The sequence below is a fragment of the Brakhagea slesvicensis genome (assembly GCF_052161625.1).
GTDB lineage: Bacteria > Planctomycetota > Planctomycetia > Pirellulales > Pirellulaceae > JBKCUI01.
This window is the reverse complement of the sequence record NZ_CP197412.1, coordinates 2,810,688-2,823,029: the sequence shown is the minus strand read 5'-3', so window position 1 is coordinate 2,823,029 and position 12,342 is coordinate 2,810,688. Positions and strand designations below refer to the sequence as shown.

8 protein-coding genes are annotated in these 12,342 nt (G+C 56.0%); 3 read left to right on the top strand and 5 right to left on the bottom strand.

From position 1 onward, the window contains the following. Positions 1 to 41: 41 nt before the first annotated feature. From SH467x_RS10600 to SH467x_RS10590, 3 genes are all read left to right on the top strand, one after another. The gene (locus tag SH467x_RS10600; protein ID WP_482371242.1) at positions 42 to 2,720 is read left to right on the top strand and encodes a cation-translocating P-type ATPase; all 2,679 of its coding nucleotides are present in this window, start codon (positions 42 to 44) and stop codon (positions 2,718 to 2,720) included. A gap of 141 nt (positions 2,721 to 2,861) precedes the next feature. After that, positions 2,862 to 4,358 (top strand): c-type cytochrome, encoded by a 1,497-nt coding sequence (locus tag SH467x_RS10595; protein ID WP_482371241.1) that lies wholly within the window; start codon positions 2,862 to 2,864, stop codon positions 4,356 to 4,358. 287 nt (positions 4,359 to 4,645) lie between these two features. Further along, on the top strand, positions 4,646 to 6,130 hold the full coding sequence (locus SH467x_RS10590; protein WP_482371240.1) for a flavin monoamine oxidase family protein: 1,485 nt from the start codon (positions 4,646 to 4,648) through the stop codon (positions 6,128 to 6,130). A gap of 13 nt (positions 6,131 to 6,143) precedes the next feature. On the opposite strand, the gene SH467x_RS10585 is transcribed toward SH467x_RS10590, so the two are convergent. The 5 genes from SH467x_RS10585 to SH467x_RS10565 all read right to left on the bottom strand — a co-directional run bounded on the left by SH467x_RS10585 (position 6,144) and on the right by SH467x_RS10565 (position 12,331). Continuing rightward, the gene (locus SH467x_RS10585; RefSeq protein ID WP_482371239.1) at positions 6,144 to 6,431 is read right to left on the bottom strand and encodes an SAM hydroxide adenosyltransferase; all 288 of its coding nucleotides are present in this window, start codon (positions 6,429 to 6,431) and stop codon (positions 6,144 to 6,146) included. Positions 6,432 to 6,542: 111 nt separating this feature from the next. Then, positions 6,543 to 7,424 (bottom strand): SAM hydrolase/SAM-dependent halogenase family protein, encoded by an 882-nt coding sequence (locus tag SH467x_RS10580; protein ID WP_482371238.1) that lies wholly within the window; start codon positions 7,422 to 7,424, stop codon positions 6,543 to 6,545. Further along, the gene (locus SH467x_RS10575) at positions 7,417 to 10,257 is read right to left on the bottom strand and encodes a TlpA family protein disulfide reductase (protein ID WP_482371237.1); all 2,841 of its coding nucleotides are present in this window, start codon (positions 10,255 to 10,257) and stop codon (positions 7,417 to 7,419) included. The genes SH467x_RS10580 and SH467x_RS10575 overlap by 8 nt, the downstream gene beginning before the upstream one ends. Before the next feature lie 56 nt (positions 10,258 to 10,313). Continuing rightward, positions 10,314 to 11,360, bottom strand: coding sequence for a prenyltransferase/squalene oxidase repeat-containing protein (locus SH467x_RS10570; RefSeq protein ID WP_482371236.1), 1,047 nt, complete (start codon positions 11,358 to 11,360; stop codon positions 10,314 to 10,316). Positions 11,361 to 11,425: 65 nt separating this feature from the next. Beyond that, positions 11,426 to 12,331 carry a hypothetical protein gene (locus SH467x_RS10565; RefSeq protein ID WP_482371235.1) on the bottom strand — a complete coding sequence of 302 codons (906 nt, stop codon included), beginning with the start codon at positions 12,329 to 12,331 and terminating at the stop codon, positions 11,426 to 11,428. Positions 12,332 to 12,342 lie beyond the last annotated feature (11 nt).

Below are 12,342 nucleotides of genomic sequence, written 5' to 3'. Positions count from 1 at the left end.
CGAGACAAATAGACACGCGAAGATGGAGACAGGAGCTACTAGTGACGAATTGGCACAAACTGGGGCACGATGAGGTATTGAAGATCCTTTCGGCGGACGAGAAAGGACTGGCGAAATCCGACGCAGAAAAGCGTCTGAAAGAGAGCGGTCCGAATCGCCTGCCCCAGCAACCGCCGACCCCTTGGTGGAAGATCCTCCTGCGCCAGTTCCAAAGCCCGCTGATCTATGTTTTGGTCGGTGCCGCGGTCCTTTCGATAGCCTTGGGGGAAGTCAAAGACGCCATCTTCGTCGCCATCGTGCTGGCCCTCAATGCCGTGATCGGCGGATATCAGGAATGGAGTGCGGAGAAGAGCAGTCGAGCCCTGCAAAAGCTTCTACAAATCCGGGCGACGGTGACGCGCGATGGCGATACCTACGAGATCGATGCGGAAGAGTTGACACCAGGGGATATCGTGTGGCTCGAGTCGGGTAATCGCGTCCCCGCCGATTTACGATTGCTACAAGCCACTGGATTCGAAGTCGATGAATCCCTCCTGACCGGCGAATCGCTCGCGGTCGTCAAGGACAGCGATTGGCGAGGAACCGACGCAACCCCGATGGCCGATCGACGGAATCTCGCATTTGCCGCATCGATCGTTGTCCGAGGTCGCGCGCAAGGGGTTGTTGTCGGAACAGGTGGACACACCGAAGTAGGCAAACTGGCGGTGGATGTTCTATCCAGTTCGGGTGGCAAGCCTCCTCTCATCGAACGCATGGAGAAGTTCTCCACTTCGATCGCTTATGTTGTATTGATCTCGGTCGTAGCGGTTTCGCTCATCGGAATCTTCGTCCACGGACATTCCTTGCAAGAAATGCTTTTATTCGGCGTCGCCCTGGCCGTCTCCGCCATACCAGAAGGCCTGCCAGCAGCATTGACGGTCGCCCTGGCAGTTGCCACCACGCGCATGGCAAAACGTGGCGTGATCGTCCGGCGCCTCGCAGCTGTCGAAGGCTTGGGAAGCTGCACCATGATCGCAAGCGACAAAACGGGCACGCTTACTTGCAACGAGCTTACGGTGCAGCGAGTCCTGACCCCCGATCATGCTTCGATCCACCTAACAGGCAGCGGCTTTCAACCGATCGGCGAACTGCAAATCGATGGCAAACCGATCGATGCCTCAACTTCATCCGGTTTGGTCGAGTTGATCGAAGCGGGAGTGTTGTGCAACGAGGGAGATTTGCATCAGAACGGATCGGAATGGAAATGGCATGGTGACCCCACCGACATTGCTTTGCTAGGGCTGGCCATCAAGTCGAAGTTGGATCCACAGAAGATCCGAGATCGGTATCCAGAGACCGGAGCGATTCCCTTTGAGCCGGAGTTTCAATTTGCTGCGACCGCCCATCGCATCGAGACAGGGACTCGCATCTGCGTCAAAGGAGCCCCTGAAAAAGTGCTTCGCATGTGCTCGATGTCGGAGCAAACCGAAGCATGGGAACATTGGATGAACCATGCGGAGGAGTTGGCTCGGCAAGGATTCCGCGTCCTCGCAATCGCATCAGGAAATCAAGACAACGAAACGATCGAGCTCGATCCGGAGCGCCCCCCGCAAGGCCTGGCGTTCCTCGGCTTTATCGGAATGATCGACCCGCTTCGCCCAGGAGTGAAACAAGCGGTGGAGCAATGCCAACAGGCCGGTATCACCGTCTGCATGGTCACCGGAGATCACCCTGTCACCGCGCTTGCGATCTCGAAGGACCTGGGCTTGGCGGATTCCCCGGCTAGCGTGATCGCAGGCCAATCCCTCAACGGGCTCAGTCAAGAAGAACTTCGCGAGATGATCCGTACCAAGCGAGTCTTCGCACGCGTCACACCGCGACAGAAACTGGAGCTGGTCAACGCAGCCCGCGCCGAAGGGCACTATGTGGCAGTTACCGGCGACGGCGTCAACGACGCGCCAGCCCTGCGCGCATCGAATATTGGAATCGCGATGGGAAAGTCGGGGACCGATGTGGCGAGAGAAGCCGCTGAGCTCGTCATCTCGGATGATAACTTTGCCACGATCGTAGCTGGAGTCGAGGAAGGCCGAATCGCCTACGACAATATCCGCAAGGTCATCTACCTGCTCGTATCGATGGGGTTCGCGGAAGTCCTTCTCATCGGTGCAACGTTTGTTATGGGCTCGTATCTACCCATTCCGTTCCTGCCTGTGCAATTATTGTGGCTCAACTTGGTGACCGACGGAATCCAAGGGGTCGCGTTGGCATTTGAACCTGGAGAATCGGGCGTCTTGCGCCGCAAGCCGCGCAGCCCCAGCGAACCGATCTTCGATCGATTGATGCTGGAAAGGATACTTATTGCTGCCATTACCATGATGGTTGTCGGCACCGGGTCCTTCTGGTGGATGATTCAATCCGGGTGGAGCGAAGCGTCCGCTCGAAACGCATTGCTCTTGCTAACCGTTCTTTTTCAGAATATCCACATCGGGAATTGCCGCTCCGAAACCATGAGCGCGTTGAGGCAATCTCCACTCAAGACACCTTTTCTGCTCGCAGGAGCGATCGGGGCACTCGGGATCCACATCTTCGCGATGTATTTCCCGCCACTGCAATCCGTGCTCCGAATCGAGCCGGTGAGCTGGCATGTCTGGGTGGCGATGTTCGCCCTCTCCCTGACTGCGTTCGTCACAATCGAGATCCACAAATGGACTTGGTGGCTCCGCTACGGGGACGGGCGGTGAAAGGTAGGATCATCTCCGATTTGAGTCGGTTAGGGAGTCACTACCCTTGCCGGTATACTCCTAACAGGCGTTGTTCGGTAGTGAGCAACGGTTCGACGCGTCGGTGGATCGGTTCTTTTGTCCCTTTCACTCCCCAGAGTAATGAGTTCCGCATTGATCTCGACAATTCGATCCGCATTTCGTCTCTCCGCACGCGGGTGGATTTCCCTCTGCATCGCCCTCCATGCGGTGGCCTACTCCCCGGCAGATGATTCCGCGGACTCGCGAAAAGCGCCTGACCACGTGGAGCCGGGAAGTGAGGCGGAAGCGGTTCTGATCGCAGCGAGTCTGCGTCAACAATTCGCTGATCTCTGGTCTGGGATGTCCCCCGAAGCCAAACGTGGTTATCAAAACTTGGTTTCGAATCCCTATCTGCCTCACGATTTTGATTTGGACGCCGTGCGGGAATTAGAAAAAGATCGTTCGGCCCGATTGCCGGTGGAGGGGTTTGCCGACAACCTTTCGGATCGGGAGCGGTTCTTCGCTCGCTTTGGATTGTCAGGTCGTCCCGATGCACCAGATATTCCCCTTCAATACGTGCAAACTTCGGAGAATCGGTTCGTCATGAATTGCTTCGCCTGCCACGGTGGGAACTTGTACGGAGCCACCTACCCAGGAGCGCCGAACACGCTTTACTTGCTCGAGTCCCTTACCGAATCGGTGCGCAGGACCAAGCTTCAACTTAGCAAGCCATTGGGTCACATGGATATTGGATCGCTCGTGATGCCTCTGGGCCGAACCATGGGAACGAGCAATGCGGTGATGTTCGGCGTCGCGTTGATGAACTATCGCGATGAAGAGCTTCGAATCCACACCAATCGATCCCCAGCTAGGATGGTGCATCATGACATGGACGCCCCTCCCTGGTGGCATTTCCATCGCAAGCATCATATTTACATTGATGGCTTTGCGGAAAAAGGGCACAAGGGGCTGATGCAGTTCATGCTGGTGCGCGAGAACGGTCCAGAGAAGTTTCGCGAATGGGAGTCCGACTTCCGCGACGTTTATCGCTTCTTGGAAGAATTGAGACCTCCTCAATATCCACTCCCTATCGATCACGTCATGTCCGAACGGGGGCGAGTCGTTTTTCAAAAGAATTGTGCCTCCTGCCATGGTACCTATGGGGATGGAACTGAATTCCCGAACATCCACGTCGACATCGAAGACATCAAAACCGATCGCGTCCGGTTCGACTCGCTCACTCCGGCGCATCGCGCCCATTACGGCTCCAGTTGGTTTGCCGATATGGGGCGTCAAGAAACATTGGCCGAGGTCGAAGGTTATGTTGCTCCTCCCCTGGATGGTGTTTGGGCGTCGGCTCCCTACCTTCACAACGGAAGCGTGCCCACGCTTTGGCATCTCCTTCATCCCGACGAAAGACCAGTTGTTTGGAGACGGACATCGCTAGCGCTCGACACCCAGCGAGTCGGTTTGCCAATCGAGGTGATGGACAAGCCACCGAGTCGATTGAACTCCTATGACAAGCGGCTTTATTTCGATACTCGAGCTGCAGGCAAGTCATCCTCTGGACACGACTACCCTGCCCGACTCAACAACGAAGAAAAACGAGATCTCCTCGAGTACTTGAAGACGCTGTGATGTCGTACAAAAGCTTTCTCGCTCCATGGGTGCGTGTAAAGAAGTTTCTCGCCAAGGCGTCAAGGCGCGAAGGGAGATGACTTGGGAGCAATCACATTCACATTCCCGACTCAGATCTTTTCCTGGTGAGAACCTGGAGAACCAGCCTGTCCGTGCTGTTTGAAGTCGGTCCTCTTCCCTGTCCCGTTGCGACTTGGCGCCTTGGCGAGATAACTCCTCCCCAAACCGCCTTCGATATACTTGAGCGAGTCTGGAGACTCATTCGAAGTGGGATTGGATTGCGAATCATGAAACGGCTTTTTTTTTCGTCGAAACGAATCGCGGAAGCGCGATCCGAGTCCAAGCTTTCGCGGCGTGAACTGCTCAAGCTTGGATTCGCATCATGCACAGGCCTTTTGTCGTCCCAATCCTCTCCCTTGGCTCATTCGAAGGGGATGGCGTCCAAGCCAACAGTACTTGTAGTGGGTGCAGGTTTCTCTGGGCTGGCATGCGCGTACGAACTGGCGAGCGCTGGTTACAGCGTAAAAGTCTTCGAGGCCAGGCGACGCGTGGGGGGAAGAGTCCTCAGTCTGAAGAACTTGATTCCCGGCAAGAATGTGGAGGGAGGTGGGGAGTTATTGGGATCGAACCATCCTCACATCTTGGCGTATGCGGCCAAGTTTGGATTCGAGTTCCTCGATATCAAGGAGGAGGACGCCCCATCTCCCATGATCCTCGGAGGTCGAAAGCTGCTCGAGGAGGAAGCTCGCAGACTGGAGGAAGAGTGCGATTCCGTTTTCACCAAGATGACCGATGAAGCTCGCACGATCGATGCCGAGGAGCCTTGGAAGAGCATCGATGCCGCCAAGATCGATCGCCGCACCACAGCAGATTGGATCGCAGATCTTTCCGTTTCCGACTTGGCCAAACGGCTGCTAACGTCGCAGTTCACTTCCGACAACGGTGTGGCCGCTAGCCGGCAAAGCCATCTGTGCAATCTCGCGCAGGTCAAGGGTGGCGGTTTGGAACGCTACTGGACGGACACAGAGTTATATCGATTGGACGGGGGAAATCAGAGCTACGCGTTACGCCTTGCCACGGAGCTGGGCGACCAGCGGATCCGACTCGATTGTCCTGTCCGCGAAATTCAAATACATGAACACCATGTTGCCGTCGTCGACGCGGCTGGGGAGATGCATGAAGCCGATGACGTTGTGTTAGCCACGCCCCCGAGCACTTGGTCGTCGATTCGATTCACCCCCGAGTTGCCAGGAGCTCTTTTGCCTCAAATGGGAGCCAACGTGAAACTCCTGTCGGTCGTCCGGGAGCCGTTTTGGCGCGCTGCAGGGGTATCACCCGACGGGACTTCGGATGGCGAAGTGGGGCAAACGTGGCATGGAACCGATGGTCAAAACGAAACAGGATCGGTGGCGCTCATCGCCTTTAGCGGTGGTCCGGCAGCGGAAGCCATCCATCGCCGGGCCGTTGCGGAGCGACAGCCATCCTACGCGAGGGAACTCGAGATGTTGATCCCAGGTTACTCGCCGTGTTTTGAGAAAGGCCAGTTCATGGACTGGATCGCAGACCCTTGGACACGAGCCGGTTATTCGTTTCCGGCTCCGGGAGAGATCACTACGCTAGGTCCGGTGCTGCACCAAGGAATCGGGCGACTTCATTTCGCCGGCGAACACTGCTGTTACCAATTCGTTGGTTACATGGAGGGCGCGTTGCATTCTGGTGCGTCGTTAGCAAAACGCATTGCGAAACGGGATGGCGTCCACCTGGTGAATTGAAAGAACGAGCGTGCTAGTGGACTTGGACAGGAGCCCCTATTTTAACCCCCAACATCATCGATGCCGAATCGGAGACCAAGTGCAATCGGAGCGGTTGGCCATCTTCTAAAATCGCGATAAGCGTCATCTCCGGTTGTTGATGTTCTGGACCATAGATGCCGAACGTTTCGAATTCATCATCGACGACAATCTTCGTCTCTTCCGAATGACCGATGCCAGCGAGTCGCTCGGCCGTGAGATCCGTAATCAAATCACCGCTGGGACTGATCTCTACGACGCTTCCAGTAATCTTTGCTGCCACGGCTGACGACTTTTCAATTGCGAATTGGAAGTATGCAGATCAATGATCGCGAAAAGGGTGTTCTTCGGGCCGCCGCATTGTAGCAAAGTTCCAGGTGACAAGGGTGTTTAGCTAGCGTGAAAAACCTAGCGATGGATGGGTCATCCCCTTTCGCACGACGCGAAAGCGGAGATGATCACCGCCAAGGCAGTCTCGAGCGTTGCCGTTTGGAATACTGATTTCCAGACGCCCCGACGAGCCGATCAAGGCAACGAGGTTGCCGGGCTCGGCTTCTCCGTAGGTCTTCACGATCGGGATCTCGCGCAGTTCCAATCGGCCGGGAGGTGGACTCGCGGTGCCTTCGATGACAAGTTGCCATTCCTGCATCGCTTGCGAGTTCTCCGACGCTGGCCAGTCTTGGATTCGCACGTTGGTAAGGAGATTTCCATAGCGGTCGGCCATACAAACCCTCCCTTCGATGCTTTCTCGATCCTCCTCGCGTCGATACGCGACCTTGGGAATAGGGCTCGGATGCAGTGCCTCCAAAGCATCGCCGAGCGATTCCAACACTCCGCCACCCGCTAGGTAGGCAGCCACAGGGGCCATGATGTCCCTGGCGTGAAAGGTTGTACTCGGTCGCGTGGCCCAAAACTCGGGTCGGTTCAAATGGACGATCCTTCGTGGGGGGAAGTCTGCCGCGAGCGCTGAGAGAAGACCATTGTCGGGACCGATTGCGATTCGGCCGTCGAAATCGGCTGCGACGAGCCTGCGGTCGGTCCCTACTCCTGGATCCACTACCGCAATGTGAATAGAACCTTTAGGAAACCATGGCACCGAGTCCTGAAGCACGATGGCACCGTGATGGATGGACTGCGGTTCGATTTCGTGCGTTAGATCGATGATGCGAGCCTGGGGCGCCAGGGTGGCCAAGACTCCCTTCAGCTGGCCAACATAGAAGCTCGCTCCAAAGTCGGTTGTCAACGCGATGATAGGAGGAGAGAGCTCGCTACTCACCGCGCGAGTCTCCTGCGAGCGCTTTCGCAATCGCCTCCCTCAAACGGTTCGCAGTATCAGGAGTGCTTCCGATCAATACAGCGAGGATGATCCCGTCTCTGTCGATCACGACCGTGTAGGGAATCGCTGCTGCGCCATAGGACTTCGCAATCGATCCATCGCGATCGATCGCCGTCAGTTCCTGCAGTCCCATGGCAGACGCAACCGCGCGTGCGACTTGCGGCGCTTCCTCTAGGTTCAAGGCGAGGAACTCAACGTCGCTCGGAGCAAAGTCGCTAGCGATCTTGGCGACTTCGGGCAAGCTCTTCATACAAGGGCCGCACCAGCTCGCCCAAAAATCGAGGACTACGACCTTTCCTTTGCGGCTCGCCAAATTCCAGGATGTGCCATCAAGCCGTTCGACTTGAAAGTCTGGTGCGGTTTGCCCAATCCATTTCGATCGTCCGGCGGCAGCATCGGCAGCATCTTTTTCTTCCAAGATGAATTTGGGGTCGATGGCATGGCGGAGCGCCCATTTCGAGTACTGGCTCGCGCGGGCGTAGGAGGCGATCTCGTCTCCGAACAAGATGCGAGAGCAGTTTGGCAGGGGCAATTTGCATTCACCCAATTGTGGGTGTTTGCCGCGGATCTGACCCTCCGCAATCGATTCCGGAACGATGGACAGAACCGTTCCCAATTCCATCACGACTTGGCAAGCCAGTGGCGATTCGACCTGCGGTTGGGGATTGGAGTTCGTATCGAGCGTCGTTGGATCTTTTGGCGCGAGCTCCGGGGGAGGTGCGAGCCAAATGACCTCAGCAACGTTCTTGGTCCAAAAGCGTTGGGGGGTACCCCGCACATCGAGCACGAGGGAATCCGGATCCGACTCGATCAGTTTGCCTCGCACGACATCCCCTTCCCTGGATACAACCAAATGGGTAGGAGGATCGCTGCGTTGGGCTCGAGGGACGGTAAGCAATCGTTGCAAAACATCCTCTTGCAACGCATCGGTACCCGTGTAAACGAGGTAACGAAATCCGCGAACATGGCTCGATGCGATGGTCGCATTTCCAAAGTACTCGCTCGCGACTTCGAGGAGGCCATCGCGAAATTGGTCCAATCGAGCCGGAATGCTATCTCCGGAAGTTAGGTAGAGAGCGGGCTCTCCTGGTTGGAGAAGACGGCCGAATCGTTCCATGCGAGACTGAGGTGAAAGCTTCGCGGACGAGGGGTTCTCTGCACCGGAAGCAACCCTCGCAAAGATATCGATCGCACCACTTACCTTTTCATTCAAAGGTAGCGGCGGAAGATCGGGTGCGATGCGCCATCCGAATACCGAGATCCCCCTCAGGGACGACGTCGGATGCGAATGACCGACGAGTTCTCCCAGGGCGGTGACATGCTCGGTCGAAATCCGCATGGAACGTCCTGGCTGGATAAGCCAACCTGCTGGCTCTTCATTCCATCGCTGAGCTTGAATCGCAATGATCTCCGACGTTGGGCAGACGATATCGAGGGCGATAGGCGTATCCTTCAGCAGAAACGTATTCCCGGCCGCCTCGATCCGATGCGAGGAATACCGATTCCCATTCTCCAGCTCTACAAAGTAGACGGTTCGATTGGATTTCGGTTGCTCAACAGCGCGCGGGAACTCGATGCGCTCGACGGTGGAAAGGCTAATACGCCCCAGGGCGCTGGCCGATCCGGCCAACCCAAAACTACTATCGGAAGCTCGAAAGTCCGTGGGGACCCCCGCAAAGTCTTCGCTATTGAAGAGGATGATTTTTGGAACGGACGTATCCTCCGAAGCGGCTGGATTGAGCGAGCTTGAATCGATAGAAAACGTGGAGCGAGAGACTCGAAGTTCGCGCAGCTGCATTCCACCCGGTGCGACATTGGTCAAAACCACCGACTGCACCCCAGCGCTCCGTTGCTTTTCCTTTCCACGAATCTCTGCAATCGTCTTTCCTCTCCAGACCAATGCGAATTGCCCACGGATATAGTCTGAGAGAATGCGAAGACGCATCGATTCCAGACCTTCGAACGGGATGATCGCCGTTGCCAAATCGGCGTTCTCATTTTCTTCGAATAGCAATGTGACGCTAAGTGCATTGCGATGCTCAATCTTGCGAACATGCAACTCCAGCTTCTTGGGGGTCCCCAGGGTTAAAATCCAATTCGGGCTAGAGTGCGTCCAAGCCACATCGATCTCCATCGCATTCACATCGGGGAGAAAGACACGCTGCTCGATCGAAGTGCCCGGAGTCTCGGTTTGGATGGATCCTACACGCACGTCCCATCGTTGATCCGATTCGGACTCAGCTCGTGGAATGGTTTGCGTCCAAGATTCGGGCGGTATCATCCCGGCCTCTTTCGAGGGCCCATCCACGACTCGTAGTAAAGTCCGGATCGAGGTGAACGGAATATCTTGGCTGCCAAAGCGGTTGGACTTCAATCGAAGGGTACGCTCGTCCATCGATTCCACTTCGCCTGTCACGCAGCCTCCGGCCCAAAACTCTACCACAAATCGAGGAGCGTCTTCCCGTTCCCCTTCGCTGGACGACGTCGAATCGACCGGCGTCAATGGACGATCCACTGCGATCGATTCAACCTTTTCCCAGGGGACGGCAACGGGGGTCGCGAAGCTGGGACAATTCCAAAGCAACCCTCTCTCCGAACTACCTGATGCACCCGAGTTATCAAAACCACCTTTGAGAACATCGCCGCCGACCAGACGCAGGGTTCCCAGACTTTTTGGCGTTTCCTCGTTTATTTGTGCGTAGGAATGCGGACCGATCGGCGCGATGCCAAGCAGTCCCATCGCGAGCGCGAGCCATACTCCGGTTGAGAACAACCGGGAAGTTCGATGGCGTGGAAAGAATGTAGCGCAGCGAGGAGGGAACATGCGGTCTAGCGCTCGTAAATAGGAAGGAATCGAAAGTTGACTGCCAAGGACAGAAGCGACAGGGAGGTCGCAACATTTGGACCGAAGCTACCATCGAATCGGCCGTCGGGCTTTTGGCTTTGGCGGAGTTCCTGGATCAGCAATTTGTTCCACTTCTCCCAAGCATCTATATCGGCTTGAAACAACGCTTGCGCTTTGTAGTACGCCGTGTACTCGCCGTAGTGATCCCCGACCTTGATCGCATCTTTGGCTTTGAGAAATGCGGTGCAGGCTTTGAATTCGCTTAAATCTTTTCGGCCTGCGATCGAGTAGACGAGGGCCGCAATCGACACGCGTGCCTGCGACTCATCGTAGCCACCCAATCCGCCCGCATAGGCGACCTGCCCACTTTTCGAGGTCATGCTGGTGAAGTACGAGATAGCGCGATCAATGTTCTTGTCCGGTACTTCAATGCCCGCGTTCCTCGCAGCAAGGAGAGAGACGAGGATCGCTCCGGAAACCGAGGTATCGGCGTCCGTGGAGTTCGGGGCATACCGCCAGCCACCCGTGCTATTTTTGTCTTGGCTCGTGATAGACGTTCGCACCGCCAACTCAAGGGCTTGGCCAATCGAACGCCGTCGGTCCATCGGTCCGTCAGCTCCTTCCCACAGTCTTTTCTCGTCCATTGCCCCGTAGGCTTCCGCCAGCGCGAGCGTTGCGAATCCGTGGTGATACATACTCCCGCCCAGATACCCTGTTTTCGGATCTTGCTCACGTATCAAGTTCTGAACAGCTCGACGCACCTGAGTCTCATGAGCTCCGAAATTTGGGTCTTCGCCATATGCCAAAAACGCCATCACGCATAAGCCAGTCGGACCGGGACCAGGATTATTGGGTGAGGGCCAAGCGCCTTCGGGCGTTTGGCTGGTGATGAGCCAGTCCAATCCCTTTTCATAGATCTCTCGCACTTCACGAGACACACCCTGACCTTGGACCGGGTTCTCCCGTCGAAACGCCGAAGGGTTCTGTCCCAATGCGATCGTCCCCCAGCAGATGGACACTAGCATCGCCATCCAGCCCGCTCCCCTGATTCGGGTTGGTGTGGTAGCTATCGATGGCAGTCGTGAGTCGAAAACAATCATGGTCGTGCTGTCGCTTGTTGCTTCCAGGCTTGGAAGCTCTCATCGGAAAGAATAGCTGTGCGTTGGGAATCTGAAAGTTCGCTCAACGCTTCGAACAGTGCTGGAACGGACTGGATCGAGACATGGTTCGGGTCCAGTAAAAAGGCTAGGAGACTCTGTCGCTCTCCCGTGGTCAGTCCCACTTTGCGCTGCACCAGCAAGAGCAACCGGTATTTGCCTGATCGTACCCGCGTCGCTTCGACACGCTTTTCATCTTCATCAAGCTGCTTTTGTTGATCGGAGGTCAAGGTCGCATGAAGAACTTTCTTCCACAAAACATCTTGGTTCAGCGTGTCATGTTGTTGCATGGTTCGCAATTGTTGCCACGCGCTGTTGTAGATGGCTTGTTTCTTATCGGGTGGAGTGTCCTCTCGGATTTCGCTGAGCAGAGAGGTGATCGTCGACTCGATGCGTGCGATATCGATTTCGATCGAACCATCGATCTTCTCCTTTTGGGAATCGTTCAATTTGCAAACTTGGTCGACTCGGTCGATGGACCGTTGGATCGCTTCACGACGCAGGCGGCGAAACGCTTGTCGCGATCCTCCGAGCAGTCCGTAAAGCATCTCTTCCAGTTCGGCTCGACTCAGTTTTCCGTGAATGGTCATTCCGCCGTTGTCCGCATTCTGCAGCATACGGGCTTGTAGGACCGCAGGGATACGACGAGGTTGGAGCCGCGGAATCGCTTCCTTGCGAAGTTCCTTTTTGGGTGGATCCGCTGGTTGGGAATCGATTGGAGGTTGCGAGAAACAAACGGGAGCACTCGCAGCGGCGAGGAAGGGGGCGATCGATGCGAGCACGACCAATAGGAAACGAACGGAGAGTCGCTCCTGTACTTGCCAAGCTCGATCGATCGATTTCATGCCAGGTCTCC

What these genes read in the sequence shown, in the direction of transcription:
- SH467x_RS10595 (WP_482371241.1), top strand. Translation starts at nt 2,862, where the DNA reads ATGAGTTCCGCATTGATCTCGACAATTCGATCCGCATTTCGTCTCTCC.
- SH467x_RS10590 (WP_482371240.1), top strand. Translation starts at nt 4,646, where the DNA reads ATGAAACGGCTTTTTTTTTCGTCGAAACGAATCGCGGAAGCGCGATCC.
- SH467x_RS10565 (WP_482371235.1), bottom strand. Translation starts at nt 12,331, where the DNA reads ATGAAATCGATCGATCGAGCTTGGCAAGTACAGGAGCGACTCTCCGTT.
- SH467x_RS10570 (WP_482371236.1), bottom strand. Translation starts at nt 11,360, where the DNA reads ATGGCGATGCTAGTGTCCATCTGCTGGGGGACGATCGCATTGGGACAG.